Origin of the sequence: Paraburkholderia tagetis (assembly GCF_022213065.1) — a bacterium.
Classification (GTDB): domain Bacteria; phylum Pseudomonadota; class Gammaproteobacteria; order Burkholderiales; family Burkholderiaceae; genus Paraburkholderia; species Paraburkholderia tagetis.
In genome coordinates this window covers 1-22,522 of the sequence record NZ_JAKLJA010000001.1, presented here as the reverse complement: position 1 = coordinate 22,522, position 22,522 = coordinate 1, and the positions used below count along the sequence as shown (strand labels likewise).

General features: G+C 62.2%; 17 protein-coding genes and 1 pseudogene. 11 read left to right on the top strand and 7 right to left on the bottom strand.

From position 1 onward, the window contains the following. Positions 1-48 precede the first annotated feature (48 nt). The gene (locus tag L5014_RS00085) at positions 49-828 is read right to left on the bottom strand and encodes a DeoR/GlpR family DNA-binding transcription regulator (protein ID WP_238461557.1); all 780 of its coding nucleotides are present in this window, start codon (positions 826-828) and stop codon (positions 49-51) included. Between the two features lie 273 nt (positions 829-1,101). Here L5014_RS00085 and L5014_RS00080 point away from each other — a divergent pair, with 273 nt between their 5' ends. From L5014_RS00080 to L5014_RS00065, 4 genes are all read left to right on the top strand, one after another. Then, positions 1,102-2,151, top strand: coding sequence for an ABC transporter substrate-binding protein (locus L5014_RS00080; protein ID WP_238461555.1), 1,050 nt, complete (start codon positions 1,102-1,104; stop codon positions 2,149-2,151). 159 nt (positions 2,152-2,310) lie between these two features. Continuing rightward, positions 2,311-3,606 carry an MFS transporter gene (gene tcuC / locus L5014_RS00075; protein ID WP_238461554.1) on the top strand — a complete coding sequence of 432 codons (1,296 nt, stop codon included), beginning with the start codon at positions 2,311-2,313 and terminating at the stop codon, positions 3,604-3,606. Positions 3,607-3,648: 42 nt separating this feature from the next. Then, on the top strand, positions 3,649-4,326 hold the full coding sequence (locus L5014_RS00070; RefSeq protein WP_238461553.1) for a response regulator transcription factor: 678 nt from the start codon (positions 3,649-3,651) through the stop codon (positions 4,324-4,326). A 70-nt stretch (positions 4,327-4,396) separates the two neighbouring features. Further along, positions 4,397-5,752 carry a sensor histidine kinase gene (locus L5014_RS00065; RefSeq protein WP_420799997.1) on the top strand — a complete coding sequence of 452 codons (1,356 nt, stop codon included), beginning with the start codon at positions 4,397-4,399 and terminating at the stop codon, positions 5,750-5,752. Between the two features lie 23 nt (positions 5,753-5,775). On the opposite strand, the gene L5014_RS00060 is transcribed toward L5014_RS00065, so the two are convergent. Next, positions 5,776-6,897, bottom strand: a complete 1,122-nt coding sequence (locus L5014_RS00060; protein ID WP_238461551.1) for an HPP family protein — start codon at positions 6,895-6,897, stop codon at positions 5,776-5,778. 374 nt (positions 6,898-7,271) lie between these two features. Here L5014_RS00060 and L5014_RS00055 point away from each other — a divergent pair, with 374 nt between their 5' ends. Further along, complete coding sequence (locus L5014_RS00055) at positions 7,272-8,969, top strand: purple acid phosphatase family protein (RefSeq protein ID WP_238461550.1); 1,698 nt, start codon at positions 7,272-7,274, stop codon at positions 8,967-8,969. Between the two features lie 90 nt (positions 8,970-9,059). On the opposite strand, the gene L5014_RS00050 is transcribed toward L5014_RS00055, so the two are convergent. Continuing rightward, positions 9,060-10,019 carry a sulfonate ABC transporter substrate-binding protein gene (locus tag L5014_RS00050; RefSeq protein WP_238461549.1) on the bottom strand — a complete coding sequence of 320 codons (960 nt, stop codon included), beginning with the start codon at positions 10,017-10,019 and terminating at the stop codon, positions 9,060-9,062. Positions 10,020-10,278: 259 nt separating this feature from the next. On the opposite strand from L5014_RS00050, the gene L5014_RS00045 reads away from it, so the two are divergent. Next, complete coding sequence (locus L5014_RS00045; protein WP_238461548.1) at positions 10,279-10,638, top strand: Rap1a/Tai family immunity protein; 360 nt, start codon at positions 10,279-10,281, stop codon at positions 10,636-10,638. 1,038 nt (positions 10,639-11,676) lie between these two features. Here the strand turns inward: L5014_RS00045 and L5014_RS38520 are convergent. After that, positions 11,677-11,805: a hypothetical protein gene (locus L5014_RS38520; RefSeq protein ID WP_274389173.1), complete on the bottom strand. Its 129-nt coding sequence runs from the start codon at positions 11,803-11,805 to the stop codon at positions 11,677-11,679. 1,787 nt (positions 11,806-13,592) lie between these two features. On the opposite strand from L5014_RS38520, the gene L5014_RS00040 reads away from it, so the two are divergent. From L5014_RS00040 to ilvA, 4 genes are all read left to right on the top strand, one after another. After that, complete coding sequence (locus L5014_RS00040) at positions 13,593-14,966, top strand: replication initiation protein (RefSeq protein WP_238462097.1); 1,374 nt, start codon at positions 13,593-13,595, stop codon at positions 14,964-14,966. 1,250 nt (positions 14,967-16,216) lie between these two features. Further along, positions 16,217-16,903, top strand: coding sequence for a ParA family partition ATPase (gene parA, locus L5014_RS00035; RefSeq protein ID WP_238461547.1), 687 nt, complete (start codon positions 16,217-16,219; stop codon positions 16,901-16,903). Beyond that, complete coding sequence (locus tag L5014_RS00030) at positions 16,893-17,903, top strand: ParB/RepB/Spo0J family partition protein (protein ID WP_238461546.1); 1,011 nt, start codon at positions 16,893-16,895, stop codon at positions 17,901-17,903. The genes parA and L5014_RS00030 overlap by 11 nt, the downstream gene beginning before the upstream one ends. A gap of 443 nt (positions 17,904-18,346) precedes the next feature. Next, positions 18,347-19,948, top strand: coding sequence for a threonine ammonia-lyase, biosynthetic (gene ilvA, locus L5014_RS00025; RefSeq protein WP_238461545.1), 1,602 nt, complete (start codon positions 18,347-18,349; stop codon positions 19,946-19,948). A 96-nt stretch (positions 19,949-20,044) separates the two neighbouring features. Here the strand turns inward: ilvA and L5014_RS00020 are convergent, their stop codons facing one another. After that, positions 20,045-20,341 carry a hypothetical protein gene (locus L5014_RS00020; RefSeq protein WP_238461544.1) on the bottom strand — a complete coding sequence of 99 codons (297 nt, stop codon included), beginning with the start codon at positions 20,339-20,341 and terminating at the stop codon, positions 20,045-20,047. Between L5014_RS00020 and L5014_RS00015 the strand changes: the two genes are divergently transcribed. After that, positions 20,340-20,693 carry a DOPA 4,5-dioxygenase family protein gene (locus tag L5014_RS00015; protein ID WP_238461543.1) on the top strand — a complete coding sequence of 118 codons (354 nt, stop codon included), beginning with the start codon at positions 20,340-20,342 and terminating at the stop codon, positions 20,691-20,693. The genes L5014_RS00020 and L5014_RS00015 overlap by 2 nt on opposite strands. A gap of 162 nt (positions 20,694-20,855) precedes the next feature. On the opposite strand, the pseudogene L5014_RS00010 reads toward L5014_RS00015, so the two are convergent. Both L5014_RS00010 and L5014_RS00005 read right to left on the bottom strand, forming a co-directional pair. After that, positions 20,856-21,599 (bottom strand): annotated as a pseudogene (locus L5014_RS00010) (MFS transporter); the annotation flags it as partial. After that, positions 21,581-22,036, bottom strand: a complete 456-nt coding sequence (locus L5014_RS00005) for a hypothetical protein (RefSeq protein WP_238461542.1) — start codon at positions 22,034-22,036, stop codon at positions 21,581-21,583. The gene L5014_RS00005 and the pseudogene L5014_RS00010, both read right to left, overlap by 19 nt. Between the last annotated feature and the right edge of the window lie 486 nt (positions 22,037-22,522).

Sequence of the window (22,522 nt, the reverse complement as noted above, 5' to 3'; positions counted from 1 at the left end):
GCAGGCCGGCAGTGCCGGCCGCAACATGCACGAAAGACCGGGCCCGGCCTAATCCGCGACGTACACGGCCGTTCCCGCCTGCGCCACGGTCTCGTTCATTTCGGCGGGCAGCGGCTTGTCGGTGAAGAGCGCGTGAATCTGGCTCAGGTGCCCCTGGCGCACGAGCGCGGGCCGGCCGAATTTCGAATGATCGGTCACCAGATAAACGGTGCGCGCGTGCTCGATGATTGCTTCGGCCACGCGTACCTCGCGCGTGTCGAAGTCGCGCAGCGTGCCGTCGGTCTCGATTGCCGAGGTCCCGACGATCGCGTAATCCACCTTGAACTGGCGAATGAAGTCGATGGTCAACTCGCCCACGATGCCCTTGTCCCAAGGCCGCACGATGCCGCCCGTAATGAGCACCTCGCACTCCGGGTAGCCGCTCATCATGCTCGCCACGTTCAGATTGTTCGTGATTACGCGCAGGCCGCGATGGCGGTTGAGCGCGCGAGCGACCTCCTCGGTCGTGGTGCCGAGGTTGATGAAGAGCGAGGCCTGATCGGGAATATGCGAGGCCGCGAGCGCGCCGATACGACGCTTCTCCTCATGGAACATCTGCTGCCGCGCGCTATAGGAGACGTTCTCCGCGCTAGTGGGCAGGCTCGCGCCGCCATGGTAGCGGCGCAGGAGATTCATGTCGGCGAGCCAGTTGACGTCGCGGCGGATGGTCTGCGGCGTAACGCCGAAGTGCGCGGCGAAATCGTCGACGGTCACGAAACCATCGCGCTGCACCCATTCGAGCAACTCCTGCTGACGCGCGTTGAGGGTGAGGCGGGGGTCTCGTGTCATGGTCTCGTGGTGGATGCGGATGAGGGCTGGCCCTATTGTAAGGGGAGCCGGGCATCGCGCCCTATAGCGGCCTACGGTGCCCTGTAGCGCCCTACGGCGGCCCATCGTGCGCTCCCGGACGACCGCATCCAGGTATGCGTCTGGGCGCGCCCCGGGTAAATGCGGGGTAAATACCGAGAAAATCTCTTTCGGACGGAAAGCAATCAGAAGGCCACGCTTTCTTATACTTCCACCCATTCCGGCAAGGCGCCGGTCACGAGGAGTCACGCAGTCATGCTTTCCGGCGCCCAGCATCTCGGCCGCGCTCTGTTGCTGTGCATCGCGCTTGGCGCTGCCCCGGTGGCGCGCGCCGAGCCGATCCGGCTGATGATGGGGGGCATGTCGAAGATCGTCTATCTGCCTGCCGTGCTCGCCTCGCAACTGGGCTACTTCAAGGACGAAGGCCTCGACGTGCAGGTGGTCTCGGGGCCCGCGGGCATCGACACCTCCACGGAGCTGATCGCCGGCGCGATCGAAGGCGCGGTGGGCTTCTACGACCACACGCTCGACCTGCAAAGCCGCGGCCAGGACGTGCTTTCGGTGGTGGTGCTGCAACGCGCGGCAGGCCTGGCCGAACTCGCATCGGCGCATACGGAAGGCGGCCGCGAACTGGCAAGCGACGCCGCAACGAAAGCGGTGACCACGAACACGGCGACGATGAAAGCAGCGCGGGGCAAACGCCTTGGCGTGACGGGATTCGGCGCCTCCACGTGGGTCCTCACGCGCTTTCTGCTCGCCCGTGCGGGTGTGGCGTCCGGCGACTACACGGTCGTGCCGCTCGCCTCCGACACGCGCTTTGTCGAGGCCTTCGAGCAAGGCACCATCGACGCGGGCATGGTCGAGGAACCCACGGCCACGCGTCTCTTGACGAGCGGCGCCGCCCACGTGGTGGTCGACATGCGCACCGTCGAGGACACGCAGCGCTGGCTGGGCGGCCCCTATGCGGGTGCGTGCCTCTATCTGCGACGCAGCTGGATGCTCGCGCACCGGCAGGAGACCGGGCGGATGGTGCAGGCACTCACGCGCGCGCTGCGCTTCATCGGCACGCATTCGGCGCAACAGATCGCCGCCGTGCTGCCGCCCGAGGTGATCGGCAACGACCGCGCGGGCTATGTGCGTGCGCTCGCTTCGGCGCGGAGCGCGTTCTCGAAGGACGGCCTGATGCCCGATGGCGCGCCGCAAACCGTGCTGAAGGTATTGATGACGGCAGGCTCGGGATTGACGGCCCGGCATGTCGATCTTTCGAAGACCTACACAAATGAATTCGTGAAGGGCTCGCAGTAGTTGAGCAGGTAGTTGAGCAGCCCCGATCGCTAACAGTCGCGTTTTTATCAACCGCGTTTTCAACCGCGTTTTCAACACCGAATCACGCCACACGGCGGGCGACACGGCGGCCCATACGACCGCAGGAACACGCTCGTCCAACATGCAAGGATGTCCAACATGTCTACAGCCATCAACGCCGCGCCGGGGGAATCGAAAGCCCGCACCGTGTTTCGCGCGGTCAGCGGCAACTTTCTGGAAATGTACGACTTCATGGTGTACGGCTATTACGCCGCCGCCATCGCCAGCACGTTCTTTCCCGCCGGCGACGAATTCGCCTCGCTGATGCTCGCGCTCTCCGTGTTCGGCGCGGGCTTCCTGATGCGCCCGCTCGGCGCCATCGTGCTCGGCGCGTACATGGACCGTCATGGCCGCCGCAAGGGCTTGATTCTCTCGCTCTGGCTGATGGCCGTGGGCACGATGTGCGTGGCCTTCGTGCCAGGCTACGCCACCATCGGCCTGGCCGCCCCGGTCATCATTCTGATCGGGCGTCTCTTGCAAGGCTTCTCGGCCGGCGCGGAACTGGGCGGCGTGTCCGTCTATCTCGCGGAAATCTCCACCAAGGGCAACCGCGGCTTCTACTGCTCATGGCAGTCGGGCAGCCAGCAGGTGGCCGTGGTGTTCGCCGCAGCGCTCGGCGTGGTGCTGCACAGCGTCCTGCCCGCGCCCGAAATGAAGGACTGGGGCTGGCGTGTGCCGTTCGTGATCGGCTGCATGATCGTGCCGTTCCTGTTCTATATCCGCCGCACGCTGCGCGAAACCGATGAGTTCACCGCGCGCCGCCATCATCCGAGCCTCGGCGAAATCACGCGCGCCATCGCGAGCAACTGGGGCATCGTGCTCGCCGGCATGGGCCTCGTGATCATGACGACGACCTCGTTCTACCTGATCACCGCCTACACGCCCACCTTCGGCAAGGTCGAGCTGCACCTCACGTCGCTCGACGCGCTGCTCGTGACGGTGTGCGTGGGCATCTCGAACTTCATCTGGCTGCCGATCTCCGGCGCCGTGTCGGACCGCATCGGCCGCGCCCCCGTGCTGGTCGCCTGCACCGCGCTCGCCGTGCTCAGCGCGTATCCGGCCATGCGCTGGCTCGTGGGCGCGCCCTCGTTCACGACGCTCCTGATCGTGGAACTGTGGCTTTCGACGCTCTATGCGTGGTACAACGGTGCGATGGTCGTCGCGCTGACCGAGCTGATGCCGGTGCACGTGCGCACCACCGGTTTCTCGATGGCCTATAGCCTCGCGACGCTGGTGGGCGGCTTCACGCCGGCGATCTCCACGTGGCTCATTCATTTCACCGGCGACAAGGCCGCGCCGGGCGCATGGCTGAGCATTGCCGCCGCGTGCGGCCTGGTGGCGACCCTGTTCCTGTACCGCACGCGCATCGCACGCGAACAGTACAAGGCCGCCTGATACCGCATCGTGCAAGGCCGGCCGACTGGACTGGAAAAGGGCATGAGACTGCTGCTCGTCGAAGACAACGAACAACTCGCGCATTGGCTCATCCGCACGTTGACCGATGACGGTTTCATGCTCGACCACGTAGGCGACGGCGAGGCAGCCGAAGACGCGCTGCGCGCCTCGCCCTACGACGTCGTGCTGCTGGACCTCAACCTGCCGCGCATGTCGGGCAAGGCGCTCTTGCGCCGCATGCGCTCGCGCGGCGACGCCACGCCCGTGCTGATTCTCACGGCCACGGGCGCCATCGACGAAAAGGTCGTGTGCCTGGGTGCCGGCGCGGACGACTACATCGTCAAGCCCTTCGACGCGCGCGAGCTCGTGGCGCGTGTGAAGGTGCTCGCGCGCCGCCAGGCGCCCTCGCGCACGAACCGCGTGCGTTGCGGCAATCTGCTCTACGACATGGACACCCTGCGCTTTTACGTGGACGAGGAGCCGCTCACGCTCACGCCGCGCGAGCACACCGTGCTGGAGACGCTGATCCTGCGCGCGAAAAAAACCGTGTCCAAGGCGGTGCTCGCGGAATCCGTGAGCGATGCCGACGCGCCCACCAGCGAAGACGCCATCGAGATTTACGTCTCGCGGCTGCGCAAGAAGCTCGAAAAGAGCACGGCAACCATCATCACGCTGCGAGGGCTGGGCTACCTGCTCGAAGATGCCGAAGCCGAAGAATAGCGCGACGGCCGGGCCGGCGATCACAACGCCAACGTCAACAGCAGCGCCAACGAAGCCGAAACGCCGGCCGATAAACAGCCTGCGCGTGCGCCTGCTGCTCTGGCTCGTGCTGCCGATGACGGTGTTCATCGCAGCGGCCGGGCTGATCACGCGGGGCAACGCGTGGCGCACGGCGAACCTGCTGCAAGACGAGGCGCTGCTCTCGGCGGCGCGCGTGATGGCCGGCGACATCGGCTGGGAAGGCAACGATCTGATCGCATCGATCTCGCCCAGCGCCATCGAAATCCTGCGCACGCCGCATCGCGACCAGGTGTTCTTTCGCGTGCAGGAAATCGGTGGCCCCATCATCGCGGGCACCTCCGACTTCCCGCAGCACATTCCCGAAATCTCGCCGCAGTGGTACGACGCCCGCGTGAACGGCGCGCCCATTCGCGCGGTCTCGCTGATCCGCGAAATGTACGATGCGGGCGCGACGCGCCGCGTGATCGTCTCCGTGGGCCGCACGCTGCACGAGCGCGACGCCATGGTCGCCGCGCTCTGGCGGCCTCAGATGTTCTACTTCGCGGCCATCGTCACGGTGGCTGTCGTGCTCGTGTGCGTCGCGCTCACGCTCGAACTGCGCCCGCTCACGCGGCTCGCGCGCGGGCTGCCGCAGCGGGTACGCACGTCGTCGGTGCGCATCGACGTCGAGCCGCTGAGGAGCGAATTGCGCCCCATCGTGAGCGCCTTCAACGAGTGCCTCGACATCATCGAGCGCCAGACCGCGATGCAACGGCGCTTCGTGGCCGACGCCGCGCATCAGTTGCGCACCCCGCTCACGCTGCTCGGCACGCAGCTGCAATACGCGCGCCGCCAGCAGGATCCCGTACTGCTTCACGAGACGCTCAAGGCGATGCACCAGAGCAACCGCTCGCTCGTGGGGCTCACCAATCAGTTGCTGACACTTGCGCAAGCCGAGGCGGCGGACTATACGCAATTCGAAGGCGTGAACGTAGATATGCGCGCGGTCGCGACCAGCGTGATCGAGCAGCTCGCGCTGCTCGCGCAGCGCAGGCGTGTGGAGATCGTGACCACGCTTGCGCAGCAGGCCGAAGTCATGGGCAACGAGCCGTTGCTCTCAGTGCTGGTGTTCAATCTCGTCGATAACGCCATTCGCTACTCGCCCGAGGGCGGCACGGTCATGGTGACGCTCGCGGTGGCGGCGGGATTCGTCACGTTGAGCGTGGCCGATGAAGGCGCGGGTATCGCACATGAGTTGCGCGACAAGGTTTTCGAGCCTTTTTTCCGGGCCTCGACGCAACCCGGCAGCGGCCTTGGACTCGCGATCGTGCGCGAGATCGCGCGCGCGCATCGCGCCGAGGTGAGGCTCGGAAACGGCGCGAACGGGCACGGGACGATGGCGGTCGTGCAGTTCGCGCCGGGCTGAATTCGAATCGGGCCGCGCCGCACTCAGCTCGCGTCGGCGAGCGGCCGTGCTGCATCCGCGTATGCGGCGCCAGCGTGCTGGTGAAGCCAGCGGATCATGTCCGTGTGCTTCACCACGCCGATCAGGCGCCGCGCATCGTCGAGAACCGGTATTTCGTAGCACGAATTATCGGCGAAGATGGCCGCGAGATGCGCCAGCGGCGTAGCGCGGTGCACCGCCTGGACGCCCGATGCCATGACGGCTTCGACCGTCTCCTCCATCTGCACGGTCTTGCGCCGCAGCGCGCGCCATAACCTGCGCACCAACCCCACAGGCTGCCCGTTCGCCAGTTCGTGATGCGTTACCGTACCCACGAACCGATGCGCGTCGTCCACCACCGGCAGCGCATGAACACCGTGACGGCGCAACATCTCCCATGCGGCATGCCGGCCCATCGTGAGCGGTACGGCATGATCTGCGCTCGTCATGAATTCTTCGCAGGTGAGTTCATCGAACGACAGGCGCTGCGGGTCGGTAACCGCGCCGGCCTGTTGCGCGGGTGCAAGCTGAGCACTCGATGTGCTTGCCTGACCGCTCGCCTGACCGCTCGCCGGCGCCGTTACGCGCCAGGCGGCGCGCGGATACCGGTGTCCTGTGAGCGCGTGAAAGACCAGCGCGGCGCTCAGCAAGGCAAACGACTGGAACAAGATGGGCGCGGCCACGAAGCGAAAGCCGAGCGCATGCACGGCCGGGCCGCCGAGCACGGCAGTCAGCGCAACGGCGCCTGAAGGCGGATGCACGCAGCGGCACAGGAACATCGCGCTGATGGCAAGCGCCACGGCCACGGCGGCGGAGAGGACCGGATCGGCGATCCACTGCGCACAGGCCACGCCAACCAGCGCGGAAACGAGGTTGCCTCCCACGATGGACCACGGCTGCGCGAGCGGGCTTTCGGATGCGCCGAACAACAGAACGGCCGAGGCCCCCATGGGCGCAACGAGCATCGGAATGTCACCCGCGCGGCCGAACAGCAAATGCGTCGCGATTCCCGTGAACGCGATGCCGAGTAAAGCGCCTCCGGCACGGCGCACCCGCTCGCGCCACTCGGGCGCGCCGGGATGCGGGATGAAATTCGTCAACCAGTCGTGAAGTGCGAAGCGGGGCATGGGCGTCAGCGCGTCTGGGGTTGCTCTACGCCGCCGGACCCTTGCTGCAAGGCCCGCGCGGCGCCTCGGGCGATTTGCGTCCGTTGAGGTTACTCAAGCGCTTCCAATAACAACAATTGATAATTCTTCGCCAATATATAATGCATTCTGTATGCATCTTTTATCGCGCTTTTTCGTCGCGACCCATGTATCGGCCCTGAATTTTTATTCGCATTCCTGATTGGTTAGCCTTTTCGGCCACCCGCCGCTCGAATATTCACAAGCGGTGTCATCGCGGGGTCATGCAAGCAAGCCATCGTTTCGACCACATCCATTTTGCAAAACGTGCGACGAGCCATGCATGTCCGGGCTCCGCAATCACGAGGCGATTCGACATGACGAAGAAGAACACTCCCGACGCATCCACCACCACAACCGATACCGCCATCGGCGTCTCGCGCCGCGGCTTTCTCAAGCTTGCCGGCGCATCCGGTTTTGCAAGCGCCGCAGGCGCTGCGGCCACGCTCGCGGGCGTCACGAATGCCAACGCGGCCACGCCCGACGGCACGCCCGAGCAGATCCACCTCACCTGGGGCACGGACCCGGCAAGCGAAGTCGTGGTTTCGTGGGCCTCGCTCGCGGCCGCTACGCATCCGCGCGTCACGTACGCCACGGACCGTGGCCGCCGCGAAGTCGCAAACGCAGTCCAGCGCACCTACACGGACGGCCTCACGGGCGTCGTCGTGTTCACGTATCACGCGCGCCTGCAGGGTCTGCACGCCGGTACGACCTACCGCTACGAAGTGACCGCCGACAACGACAGCCACGCCGGCAACCCGTTTTCCGCGAGCTTCACCACCGCGCCGCACGGCCGCAAGCCGTTTCGCTTCACGAGCTACGGCGACCTCGCCACGCCCAACACGGGCTGGGTGCTTTCGTCGCCGCAAAGCCGTTTCGCCGTGGAGGCTGTCGAGCGCTTTCAGCCGCTCTTTCACCTGCTCAACGGCGACCTCTGCTACGCGAACCTGAACCCTGCGCATCAGACCGAGGTGTGGCGCGACTTCGCGAACAATAACCAAAGCTCGTCGTCGAACCGGCCGTGGATGCCCTGCCCCGGCAACCACGAAATCGAGTTCTACAACGGCCCACAGGGGCTCGAATCGTATCTTGCGCGCTACACGCTGCCTGCGAACGGCACGCGCTTTCCGGGCCGCTGGTACAGCTTCCGCGTGAGCAACGTGCTGTTCGTCTCGCTCGACGCCGACGATGTCGTGTATCAGGACGCCGCCGCGTTCGTGGCCGGTCCCGCGCCGCTCGTGCCTGCGGCCAGCACGGGCAATGCGCCCATCGCTGCGGGCTCGTCGTTCTATGTGCGGGGCTACAGCAACGGCGAGCAGACGCGCTGGCTCGAAAAGACGCTGCGCCACGCCTCGCACGACGATGACATCGACTGGATCGTCGTACAGATGCATCAGGACGCGCTCAGTTCCTCGAAGACGGGCAACGGGTCGGACAAGGGCATCCGCGAGGCCTGGCTGCCGCTCTTCGACCGCTACGGCGTGGACCTCGTGGTATGCGGCCACGATCACGACTACGAGCGCAGCTATCCGGTGCGCGGCTGCAATCATCATGCGGGCGTGGATGCCGCGACGGGCACGCCCGTCGATACGTTGCAGCCAAAGCCCGTGGCGAACGCGCAAGCGGGCAGCAACACGTTCGATACGAGCCACGGCACGATCCACCTGATCCTGGGCGGCGGCGGCACGAGCGCGCCGCTCGACGTCTACGGCGTGGACACCGGCAACGGCAATCCGCAGGCGAAGGTGTTCACGAAACCCAACCGGCCCGTGCCGGGCACGACGCCGGGCACCTGGGTACGGGCAGGCGCCGACGCGCTCGAAGACGCCATCTGGTCCGCACAGCGCGATACGGGTACCGGTTATGGGATAGCCGTGTTCGACGTGGATCCGGGCGAGCACGGCGACAAGACCACCATCACGATGAACTACTATCACGCGCCGGGCGCCGACCAGACGCCCACGCCGAACTACGAACTCTTCGAGACGGTCACGCTCGCGAAATCCCGGAAATGAGCGCGGGAATGTGCACGCGAGTGAGCGCGTAAATTCGCGCGTGGCAAGGCGCGGCTACAAGCGCCTCGCCACGGCGAATGGCGGCGGTGTTCAGGCGAGCCCCGGCACGGCCGCTTGCAGCACATCCACGCGCTTTGGCACGAGGCCGAGATCGAGAAAGGTGTCGGCGATCTTCTGCTGTTCGCCGAGGATGGTCTTCGTGATCGGCACCGTGCCGAACTCCGTGCGATCGACCGCCCGCGCGACCACGGGCGCGGGCAGCCCCCAGAGCTTCGCAAGCTCGGCGGCATATGCCGCGCGATTGTTCTTGCCCCATTCGTCCGTTTTCGCGACCTCATCGATCAGCACGCGGATCACGTCCGGGTTCTCGCTCGCGTAGTTGCGCGAAGAAAAATAAAAGCCGCGATTGACCACCACGCCGCTCGCATCGGCGAGCACGCGTGCGCCGAAGCTCGCCTGCGCCGCCGCGAAGAACGGGTCCCAGATGACCCACGCGTCGATGGAGCCATTTTCGAAGGCCGCGCGCGCATCCGCCGGCGCGAGGAAGACGGGCCGCACGTCGCGATAATCGAGCCCATGCTTGCGCAGCAGTTGCACGAGGAAATAGTGGACATTGCTGCCCCGGTTGAACGCGACGCGCTTGCCTTTGAGGTCCGCGACCTCGCGCAGCGGCGAGTTGTGCGGCACGAGCACCGCCTCGGATTGAGGCCGCGGCAGCGTGGCCGCCACATAGGCGAGCGGCGCGCCCGCGGCCTGCGCGAAGATGGGCGGCGCCTCGCCCACATCGCCGAAATCGATCGAGCCCACGTTGAGCGCCTCCAGTTGCACGGGGCCCGCATTGAACTCCGTCCACGTCACCTTGACGCCCAGCGGCGCGAGCCGCTGCTCGAGCGTGCCACGGCCCTTCAGCAGGCTCAGCGCGCCCTTCTGGTTGCCGATGCGCAGGGTACGCGCGGCGTTCGCCGCAAAAGCCCGGGACGTGCTCAGGGCGGGCAGCGCGGCAGCAGCCGCACCAAGCGAAAGTTTGAGAAATGCGCGGCGTGTGCTCATGGATTCGCTCATGGATTCGTATCGACGGTCGTGATGGAAAGTTCGACCGATTCTACGAAGCGCCCCGGCAAATCAGAACGATGGAGTTTTCCGATTTAAATCAGTTACAGGACTAAGGGCGCTGCGCTCACCGCCAGCTTGATGCAAAGCAATTTATGAGACCGGCCCCGCCGCTAAGCTTGCGGCCGGCGCGCGCGTGTACTGCAATGTGCATGTCCGGCCCCGAGTTCCTCTGACGAACCGTTCCATCCACCCCCACATGAAAAAACCTCTCCTTGCCGGGCTGGCACTCGTTGCCGCGCTTTGTGCCGGAAATGCCGCCGCTCAAGCCACGCAGAAGGCGCCCTCGATCGATCAGGCCGATGTCTTCCTGAACACTTGCCAAAAGCCGGAGAATCTCGACGCATGCGTCATGTACCTCGCGGGCTACACGAACGGTGCGCTGGTTCAGACCCTGATCGACAAGCAGCCGCCGCGCTACTGCGTCCCGCCGAATCTCGGACGCAAGGACCAGCTCGGCGCGATCATGGTCTGGATGAAAGGTCACCTTCAATACATTCTCGAACCCACCGGCGCGGTTATTTACAAGGCACTGATGGGCACGTTCCCCTGCCGCTAGCCGCGGCCGCGCTTGGGGGGCGGGTAACGCCCGATGCGGTTTTATTCGTTAACCTAACTATTTTTCTCCGGCGCCGTTGTCGCCACGCTCGCCTTCGCTCGGACCACCGCTCCAGCGCACAACACCTGTCAGATGGCAACGGCTTTCCAGCGAAACGGGTCAGGTAGCGCCCAGTGGTTGGCAAGCCACCCGGAAGACGCTCGGGCCGGTCCGTCACGAACTCATGCAGGCTGAGCACGACAACCCGCTAGTGCGCCTGAATTCCGTCCTTTACGCACGCTGAAGCCTTGCTGCGCCTGGCCCGCAGCCTGTGTACCTGTCGCACGGAAACGGCTCGCCACGTGCGTGCCGTTTCCGTTTTTCGTGCGGCAGGTACACGCACGTTGTCGCGCACGTGACCTGAAATCCCACAAACGGTTACCTTCGTGTTGCGAGTATGCTCGGTACGAACTTGATGGCGTCGTCGTGTGCAGTTCGCACAGCGAGGCCACGAGATCGGGCAGCACCACGGGTGCGAATGCGCTGCGTCGATTGATCTCATCAGCCTCCGATATACATAGGAATGCAGATAAATTTGCTGGGACTGTGCCTGCCTCCTCGGGCTCGCGAGTATATCGGCCACGGCGGACTCGCCGCGGCGCCGTATCGCTTCGGCTGGAAGTGTAGCCGGGTGAGCAGAGTGAGCAGGTACTCGCCATGCACGTGGCGTACATCGAACAGCGAGCACGCGACGACGAGACGCGAGTTGTCCGCGCGACTTCACCCACCGCGCGCTGCGGGGCCGTGCAGCGCAGATATCGACCATCATGATTTGCCCGCACGAGTGCTCGTGCAAGCGGCCTTAAATCGATCACGGGTTCGGGAGGCACAGCATGGCGTCACCGGAAATCCAGTGACTGCCAACGGAACACAGATCGTGGAAGGTCTAGCGCCGGTTTTCGCGACGCAGCCATACGTCGATGATGGTGCGAGCGACGCGTCGCCGGGCGAAGTCGAAGCAGCGCAACTAACAGTTTTGGCTGCCGTCGATCTCGCGGATCAATCTATCGCCACCGAACACCCGATGAAGCCGAGCACTCGGTGCACGCCATCAAAGATGATCGCCACATAGGCGCGAACCGGCGGAAAGTCATGGTCTGCCAGGTTCCAGTGGTCAATATCGGCCACTGGAACCTGGCACGCGGCGCAGTGGGCACGACGTGCCGATGCGGGTCCATCCCCAGCCCGGAAGGTTCAGCGCTTATCTCGTACCTGAGGCGGCAGGGCAGCAGGTTCCAAGCCGCACGCGCGCTGCGGTGAAGGTTGATGCAGGCGGGTCATGATTTCGCTGACCGACGTGACTCTCCCGATGGCCATCCTGGCAACGACGGACGATGCGCACGGCAACGCCCGTCGAGGATCGATACGCACGTGCCGGAAAATCATGGCGCGCCCGCCAGTCAGTTTGGCAATTCAGAGAAGCGCGATGGGGCTCGGAGCAGCAAGGTGCAGGAGCTGAGAAACATGCGCGCGAGGTTCCCTGTGCGGAATGCTGCGGGTACCTTGCTACAGCGGTGCCACTGCCCCAAGCGCAGCGTTCCCATATTTGGTGACCTGGTGCAGGTAACCCCCTATGGGAACCGGTGACCTTTACCCAGCGATTTGCGAGAAAGGGAGACTGTCATGAGAAGTGGCAGAACAGACGGATTCTGTTTTTCCGAACACCAGGCATCTAACCGGGCGATGAGTTTCTGTGTCGATCCCCATAGCCGGCTACCTTTTGGAAGTAGTCCATCCCATAGCAAGGCACCAACGGAATGTAAACACTTATAAATCATATAGTTGAGCAACATATTCAATGTTATCTCTCAAGAATCTGCGAGTAGGTCTCCGGTTTTGGGAGCTGAATTCGGCACTTTGGCTTGAAGGTCACCGGGTTTGGGACAACTCGAGTTGGTGACCACTTACATCTCTATAGGGTCCCGGTTTTGGGAAACGTATCTATCGTCGGACACCTGTTTTCAGTGTTTACTTTTACGCTTTAGAACCTTTAGTAAACCTTTAGGCGGCGCAAAGCCTTACCTGGCATGGGTTTGCGGGCGATTTGGTTGCAATTTATGGGGTGCTGGGTACCGACTATGGGGACTCGAGGTTGTGGATATGGGGGTTCGGTAGCCTCGCATGGGGATTCCGGTCTGTGGATATGGGTGAAAGGTCGCTCCGTATGGGAATAATTGCCGAAAGCGGCTGAGGTCACGGTTTATGGGAACGCTCAAAGGTAGCCATTTCTGGGTGCGGTAACTGTATCCGGCGAGTCTGGAGGGGATTCAGGCCGTGGCAAAGGTATCCAGTTATGGGGATATCTTGAGGTAACCGGGTATGGGCGCTTGTTAAAGGTCTTCGAGAAGGTAACCGCTACCAATTGAGACCGGGGCCGCATGAAGTCTGGTTGAGCCTATGAATGGATATGAACAGGTAACGCTCTATGGGGCGAATTCGGGGTACCCGTTTATGGTGAACCCTTCCTGACGATCGATCCCGGAGGCTCAGGAACCAGGTTACTAAAGGTATCTATTTATGGGATAGCCAGTAGGTCACCACCAATGGGAAATCTTCTATGTGCTGCTTGCCTGAATTCCGTACAACGCCTGCCTGGCCAAAGCTCCCATAAACAGATACCTGTGAGTAACCTGATCAGAAGTGAGTACTTACCAGGGGCATCAAAGTCACGTGTTATGGGAGAGAATTCGGGGCGCCAGGCTCAAATGGTTACCGAATATGGGATCCCCTCGAAGCCAGCTGGCGCGTGCTTTCCATGCTCGTCTGGCCGCACGGTACCGCGGTCAATGCACCGGCTGTCAACTTTTCTGACACAGAGTGTCGTGCTGCCGCACAGGCCTGGCCGTAGTCTTGAGTCACCTGGTCGGTTGGTATACAGTTACCAGCCGACCAGGTTCCCTTTTCACGTGGGTCATATGGCAAGAAAAAAGGCCGATGTTGGCGATGCCGACAAGCAAGGTGCACTCGTATTCCAAGGCCAGCCGCCTGATCTCTTCCGCAAGGCGGTCCCCGCGATTCACATCGCACCGAAATCCGGATCGATCAGCCTTCAGCAGCGCAAGATGTTCAGCTCGTTGATCAAGAACGCGATCCGCCAGGATTCCCTCGAATCCGGTCGCTCCTCGTTCGAGATCACGATCTCCGCCCTCTCGCAGGACGTCGATCTGAACAGCAACAACACGGAGTACGTCAAGGAGACGATCAATTCGCTGATCAGCACGGTCGTCAACTGGGACTATCTCACGCAGGACAAACGCAGCATCTGGAAGGCTTCGGGTCTCCTCGCAGGCGCCGAACTGGAACGCTCGGTGCTGCGTTATACGTTCTCCGAGCAGATTCGCGGCGAACTTCTGAACCCTGAGATTTACGCGATGATCGACATGCGGATCACGCGTCAATTCAGGAAGGCGCATTCACTTGCGCTCTGGGAAAACGTCGTGCGCTACGAAGCAGTCGGGATGACGGCCCGCTTTCCGCTTGCGACGCTGCGCGATCTCATTCTCGGTCAGGACACCTCGGCGCAATCGTACAAGCTGTACAAGCAGTTCAAGAGCCGCGTGCTGGTGCCCTGCATCAAGGAAGTCAACGAGATTTCGGACCACAACTTCGAGCTTATCGAGCACAAGGTGGGCCGCTCGGTCGTCGCCCTGCAGTTTCGCGTGACCCGCAAACCAGAGACGGACCCGTCCCAGGAGCTTCGTGCGAATGAGACTGTGCTCATCGGCGAGATGTCAAAATTCAGCGTTCCGGTCTCGGAGGCTCGGCGTCTCTTGAAGCAATACGGCGAGGAGAAAATCCGTACGGCCGTGGCCTACACGGCTGTACGCGTTGCACAGAAAAATGCGGCGCCGCTTGCCAATGTGGCTGCCTATTTCCGCAAGGCGCTGATGCAGGGTTATCAACTGCCGGGAGCTAATGCGGCGAGCGGCACGAGCGCCGATTCGCCCAAGGCGCGTGAGAGCCAGGACCAGGTGAAGGACCGCTATATTGCGGCGAAGATTGCCGAGGCACGGGCCTACTTCAACGAGCTCGAGCACGACGATCAGACAGCGCTTATCCAGCGCTACAACGAAACGGTCGGCATGGACAAGCTCAAGGTTTCGATGACCAAAGTGCCGAGCAAGATGGCATCGACGAACTTCTTCCGCTGGGTGGTTCTCGATACCTGGGGTCAACCGACTGCCGCCGATCTGCTCGAATTCCTGCTGAGCGGACAACAGGCGCCGGCGGCCGCGGATCTCCAGGCCATGGGCGACGTTGAGCTTGCGTTGAAGACACGTTCTGATTAACTGCCTCCTCTGCTAACGGATTAAGCACCGCCTAGTCGGAAATTTAGCGAAATTTACCCACTATTAGATATAGGTAAATTTCGCTTTCCCTATTCTCCCCATGCATTGATGTGGCGTCGAACAGAATGTTTGGTGCCGCGTGTCGATGTGTTCTTCTCGCTGCCTGTGAATATCGGGCGGGCCTGATTCCTCTATCTCTTCGCTGCTGCCCGGTCTCCACGTGGAGATTAGGTAGCCGTTCGAGCGAATTGCGCGATCGGATTTTGCCTGACTGGTAGCCATAGCGCTGTGACACAACTCTGCGTGTCCGACCCGGGTGTCCGTTGCATGCCACTTGGGCGATTTTGATCTATGCCACGACTGAACAGGTCGTGAGAGCAAACATTAGCACATTCGTTGTTGGCCCCCGCGAGCAACACCTATGCAACACCCATACATCAGACGGCATTTAACAGTGGCAATTGCTGTTTGCCCGAGGGGCGGTCCCAAGTGCTTATAGACGTGGGATAGGCTTCTTGCCTCGTGAAGACCTCACGGATCTCCACGTGGAGATTGAGCCAATACGCGCAATCTGGAGGGCTGCTCACGATGAATGACGTTGGAGGTCTGTCTCGCACAGGGGGAGATTCACAACGCAGAATTCGACGCTTGGAACTGAACTATTCAATTCGCAACACGATGCTCGCGGTTCTTGCGCAATTGACTCTCCACGTGGAGATAAACTGCGGTCACAAGAGTATGTCCCGGACGCGTGCTTCAATTTGGCAGCAGATATGGGCCGAAGGCCGCTTGTCATGATCTCCACGTGGAGATCGCTACACCAAAGTAATCACGAATGTGGATGCTCTGCCTCAACTGCATCGCTCTCCGTGCGATCGCCCTTCGAGTCGAACCGAAACGCTGTCGACGCTAAACACTGAATTGAAAAGCGCCGCCACACCTATTTAAAGCGACGAATATTCGACGTGTGTTGTCGCAACGGTCCGCCGATATCTCCACGTGGAGATCGCACATCGCTGCTGCGATCACCTGATCCCAGATTTCTCGCGTCCACTGCTTTGAGACGACATCAGCTCAACGAATTTCTTGTCCGAATGGCTAGTTTGGTTGTGAGCGGACAACGATTTCAACGCTGAAGCTAGAATTTACTTTAACTTGCCGCTAGACTGCCAACTGACTCGCTAGAGAATCTCCACGTGGAGAGTGTGCGTGAAGTGTGTGCCGGCGTTGAACATTGCATGGAGAACTGAATGGGACTGGTCATAGCGGTAGCGAACCAAAAGGGCGGAGTGGGCAAAACCACAACCAGCATGAATCTGGCGGGTGCGTTTCAGTCCGAAGGCTATAAGGTTTATGTCGCCGATGCCGACGGTCAGCAATCGTGCATGAGTTGGTGCGCGGCCTCTGGCCCGGAAACACCCCTCCCATTTCGCGTCGGTAGCATCAACAAGCTCGACAAGATGATTGGTCCGGAGATCGCCGCGCTCGCGAACGATTACGACGTCGTTATCGTCGACTGTCCGCCGAACATCAACGACTTGACTACCGCGCGTGTGCTTGCTGTTGCCGATGCGACCATCATCCCGACCGACGCATCCCCAATCGACATCTGGAGTAGCGAAGGGATGATGGAGTTGGTCGAGCGTACGCGAGTCGCCAATCCGGCCGGGAAATTCGCAATTTTGCTGAATAAGGCTAATTCGAAGACGCTCCTGCACACGCAGATGAGTGCGATTCTTGCCGAGAGCAATGTCCATGTGCTCGCAGCCACCATCAAGCAACGCGAGCTGTACCGCCAGGCAGCGGCGCTTGGCCGAACGGTTTTCGACGTAAAGGGCGTGCGCGGGGCGAAGATTGCCAAGGACGAAATCGCTGCGGTTTACAACGAAATCATTGCGCTCGTTCAGGAAGAAGAGGAGGTCGTCGATGGCAACTAAGCTCAACTTCACCAGCAAGGTTCGCGCGGGAATGGCCGTTGAGCGCGCGTCCGCGGGTGAGCGTCTGGCCGACGGCGACGTCGTGGGCATTGCACAGCGCGACGCGTCGGTGGTCTCTCTGGTAGAAGTTGCACCGCAGGAATCGGCGGCCCTCGCCGTTCACGCGGTCACGAGAATTCCGGTCGAGGATGTCGTCTCGAACCCATACAATCCGCGTGCGTTCTACAGCGCGGAGACGATCGACGAACTCGCAGAGAGCTTTGCCACGCAAGGTCAGATCACGCCGATTCTCGTCACGCGGCTGCCCGATTTTCCCGGCAAATATGTGATCGTTGACGGCGAGCGCCGTATCCGTGCGGCGCGCTCGCGCGGCGACAAGCATATCGACGCCGATGTGCGCGACGGTCTCGATAACCAGAATCTCTACCTGCGCGCGTATCACGCAAACAAGGAGCGAGAAGAGCAGACGGTCTTTGATGACGCACTTGCCTGGAAGAAGTTGCTGGACGATGGCGTTTATGTCGATCAGGTCGAGCTGGGCGTTGCCGTCAGCGAGGACCCGAAGCACATCAGCAAGGTGATTTCGCTTACGTCCTTGCCGCCATATCTGCTGCAACGCATGGCGCAGCACCGCAAGGATGTCGGCCTCGGTCATGCCTACAACATTAAGCTGATCTTCGACCGTGCCGGTGCGAGCGTTGCCGAGCATTGGCTCGGGCAGGTCATCGAAGGCAAAGCCAGCGTGCGTAAGCTCGAAGCGGCGGCGTCGGCGGAGGCGGGGGCGCGACGTATTGGACCGCGCCGCACGCATTATCAGTCGCGTGTGCAGTTCAATCGTCCGGATGGCGTGGCGCTCGGCGAGCTGAAGCTTTTCGGCGATGGTCGTGCCGAATTGAACCTGAAGGGTATCGCCGCCGCAGATCAGCAGCGCCTGGCCGAACGGATGAAGACTGTGATCGACGAATGGGCGGCCGAGATGGATACGGTTGAGGCAAGCTGAAGCATCGCTAGGGTCGAAACCGTGAAACACGACCTGAAAAACCGCCACAGAAGAAATTTGCTTTTGAATCAATGAGGTATGCGATAATTCTTGGAATGTTTCACGGCTAGGCACGTTTAGTTGACGGCCAAAATGCAGTTGCTACGCTCCTGGAAGATTCTTGATCGCTTCCAGTTTCAAAATGTATCGAGTGAAATGTAATTCGTAGTTATCAGAACATTTTGGCAAAGCGCGTGGTAGATTGACAATTACCGCCACCTCCCTCATGCTTGTGCGTATGAATTCCCGCCACTGCCTGATTACGCTGATTATTCGCACCATTCATCGAATGGTGGGTTAGTGTACGTCTTGGTAAAAGCGACAAAAACCCGCCCCTGGAGGCGGGTTTTTTATTTCCGCCTCCTGGCTAGCAAGAGATATCAAGAGACAGCACAGGAGCCGTCATGCAGGTCGAATCGAGCCACACCGTAGTCGAAGCCGACACAACCCAGGCCGCTACGCTCAAAAGCAAAGCCGGCAACTCGCAGCAAACCGATTACCTTCGGCTGATCCTCACCGCCCGCGTCTACGACGTGGCCCGCGAGACCGAGCTGGAGCGCGCCCCGAATCTCTCGGCGCGCCTGCGCAACATGGTCCTGCTCAAGCGTGAGGACAACCAGCCCGTGTTCTCCTTCAAGCTGCGCGGCGCCTACAACAAGATGGCGCATCTGACGCCTGAGCAGCTCGAGCGCGGCGTGATCACCGCCTCGGCCGGCAATCACGCCCAGGGCGTGGCGCTTTCCGCGGCCCGGCTCGGCGTGAAGGCCGTGATTTGCGTGCCCATCACCACGCCCCAGGTCAAGGTCGATGCGGTGCGCGCCCACGGCGGCCCCACCGTCGAAGTCGTGCAGGCCGGCGAATCCTACAGCGACGCCTACGCGCACGCCGTGCGCCTGCAGAACGAACGTGGCCTGACCTTCGTGCATCCGTTCGACGATCCGCATGTGATCGCCGGTCAGGGCACCGTGGCGATGGAAGTCCTCAGCAAGCATCAGGCCCCGATTCATGCGATCTTCGTGCCGATCGGCGGCGGCGGGCTCGCCGCTGGCGTGGCCGCCTATGTGAAGGCGGTGCGTCCCGAAATCCGCGTGATCGGCGTGCAGACCGACGACTCGTGCGCGATGGCGCAGTCGGTGAAGGCGGGCAAGCGCGTCGAGCTGAGCGAAGTCGGTCTGTTCTCGGACGGCACCGCAGTCAAGCTCGTGGGCGAGGAAACTTTCCGCTTGTGCCAGCAGTATCTGGATGAAGTGCTCACGGTCGATACCGACGCGCTGTGCGCCGCGATCAAGGACGTCTTCCAGGACACGCGCAGCGTGCTGGAGCCGGCGGGCGCGCTGGCCGTCGCGGGCGCGAAGCAGTACGCGGAGCGCGAGGGCATCGAAGGCAAGACGCTGGTGGCGGTCACTTCGGGCGCGAACATGAACTTCGATCGCATGCGCTTCGTGGCCGAGCGCGCGGAGGTGGGTGAGGCGCGCGAGGCGGTGTTCGCGGTGACGATCCCCGAGGAGCGCGGCAGCTTCAAGCGCTTCTGCGAACTCGTGGGCACACGCAGCGTGACCGAGTTCAACTACCGCATCGACGATGCCGAGCGCGCACACATCTTCGTGGGCGTGCAGATCCGCAACCGCGGCGAGTCGCAGACCATCGCGCAGACTTTCGTCGATCACGGTTTTCCGTGCGTCGATCTCACCGGCGATGAACTCTCGAAGCAGCACATCCGCTACATGGTGGGCGGACGCTCGCCGCTCGCGCACGACGAGCGCCTGTTCCGCTTCGAGTTCCCGGAGCGTCCGGGCGCGTTGATGCGCTTCCTTTCGTCGATGGCGCCGAACTGGAACATCAGCCTGTTCCACTACCGCAACCAGGGCGCCGATTACAGCTCGATTCTCGTGGGCATCCAGGTGCCGGCGGCCGAGGACGCGGAGTTCCGGCGCTTTCTTGCCACGCTCGGCTACCCGCAATGGGAAGAGACGCAGAATCCCGCTTACCGGTTGTTCCTGCAATGATGCAGATGCAATCATCAGCGCGGTTCGCTTGGAGGTTCGCACCGAACCAGGCGCGATAAAACTGCTGGAAAATACCAGGCCCGGCCAGAGTGCGCGTCAGGATACTGAGCCACTGCTGCCGGGCGTCGTCGCATCAGGAAGATGCGGCGCCGAGCGCGCGGCGAAGGAAGCGAAGGTGCAGTTGTTGTTCCAGCTCCAGAAGGCCTGGAACACGACCGGGCAGGTGCGGATTCTCAAGGCACTGATCGCCAAGCATCCCGACGTGCTTCCCGTCTCGCCACGCGCGACGCCGGCAGGCACATGCGATGCGGCAAGCGCATCGCGAGGCGGATTTCGCGGCACAATGTCGATTCGAGCCTCAACCGTCTTTTCGCGTTTCAGCCGCACTACCATGAGTCATTCCAATCCCGCTGATATTTCCGGCTGGCATGCCCATATCTATTTCGATGCCGCCACGCGCGATGCGGCGTGGGCTTTGCGCGAAACCATCGCCGAGCAATTGAGCCACGCCGTGCAGATCGGGCGTTTCCACGAGCGTCCGGTCGGGCCGCATCCGATGTGGTCGTATCAGCTTGCGATCCCGAGCGAACGATTTGCCGCGGTGTTTGCATGGCTCGTGCTCAATCACGGCGCACTCGATGTGTTCGTGCATCCCAATACCGACGATGCATTGCGTGATCATCGCGATGCCGCTGTGTGGATCGGACATTCACACACGCTCAATCTCGTCGCGCTCGGCGGCTGAGCGCGCGGACTGCTCGCACGCATCCCGGGACCAGTCGTCGGACGAATGGCCGGCGCATCGCCGGTCTGAATCCCCGCCAAAACGTGGACGGGCCGCGATTTGCGGCCCGTTTGTATCTGAAACACCTCGACGCGCCGTCACGCGGCAGCGCTAGTGCTTCGTTCAGTGGCCGAACGACTCCTTCTCGGCACCCGTCGCGGCATGCATGACGTGCGGCCGCGCGATCTGCTTCACGAGCAATGCCACGCAGGCCACGAGGCCGGCTACGGCAATCGTCGCGAAGATCCCCGCGAACGAGAAGTGCGGGCGCGCAAGCTCGGCCACGAGAAACGACCCGGCGATCCCGCCGAAGCGGCCTGTCCCGAGCATCCACGCGACGCCGGTGCCGCGGCCTTGCGTCGGGTAGAAAGCCGCGGCGAGCGCGGGCAACGACGATTGCGCAGTGTTCATGAGCACTCCTGCCGCGAACACGGCCAGCACGAGCGCGCCCACATTGCCCACGGCCTAGCCGATGAACCATACGGAAAGCGCAGTCAGCGCGTAGCATGCGGCAATGATGCGGTTGGCGTTGAAGCGATCCATCAGCACGCCGCACAGCAACGCGCCAATGCCGCCGAGCGGGAACAGCGCCGAGATCAGTGTCGCGTGTGCGGGCGGCAGGCCGGCGTCCTTGAGTAGCAGCGGCATCCAGTTGATCGACGCGTAGAAGATCACGAGGCCCATGAAATAGGCGACCCACAACATCACGGAACCGACCGCGTAGCGCGCCGAGAGCACGACGCCGGCCGCGACGGATATCGGGGACATTATCGAGAGAGGATGCGCGACAGCGCTCGCGCGGCGGTCTTCATGCGTTGGCTTGCGCGCGGGATTGCCTGTGTGAGCGTTTATTGCCGGGAGACGGTCAGCTTCACGCGGTTCGCGCCGGCGGTCTGCGCGGTGATCTCGGTGCGGCTGCCGCGCTCGCCCAGATAGAAATGCTGACGGCCCGGCGAGTTTCCGTCGTGGGTGGCGTTGGGCAAGCAGGAGGCGATATCGGCGCCTACGCCTTCCAGGGCGTCCGTGTTCGAGCCGGCCTGGGCGTCACGCGTGCTCCACGTGCATTGGTAGGTGGATCGAGTCGTCGCGCACTGAGCATCGTCTCCATAGGGCTGAGCGACGGCACGACCGTCTTCGGGACTCAGCGACGCGAAGTGCTGCGGCGCCGCCGCGACAATGCGCTTGAGTGCGGCACAGGGGCTTGCGCTGTCGTCCGCATGAGCGGCAGACGGCGCAATGAGCGAGAGCGCGGCGGTCAAAGAAACCGATGCATGAATCGCGACCCGGGAAATCGCTTGTCTCACGGTTGAATCGCTGCGGTTGTCGCAGCGCCTCATAGGACGATCGATGGTCGGTTGCCGCAAGCAACGTGCCGGAAGCGGTGTTGCCGGGCCGAGCGTCGCGAGAACTGGCTGCCATGATGGCTTTGATTTGAGGAAACAGGTTTTTGGCCGGTAGGCATTTCTCGCTTGCGTAAGCGAGACAGGCGCGCTAAGATTCGCCCCCTTCGCTTCATGCATTGCCTGACGCGAAGGCCGCCGCGAGAAACGGCGGTTGCGTGAGTCGACAGTTTTTAAGCGGTGACGTTAAAAAAGATGTTGACGAAACGCGAAAGAGTCTGCATAATTTCGTTTCTCTGCTGCTGACGCAGCAACGCAGAAAACGCTAGGCCGTAGCGCAGTTTGCCGGTGTCTTCCGCGAATCGATCTTTAAAAATTTACAGCCGATAAGTGTGGGCGCTTGACGGGTTTCGTGACCTGATGATTCTTCGGAGTTATCGGGAGTAGCGA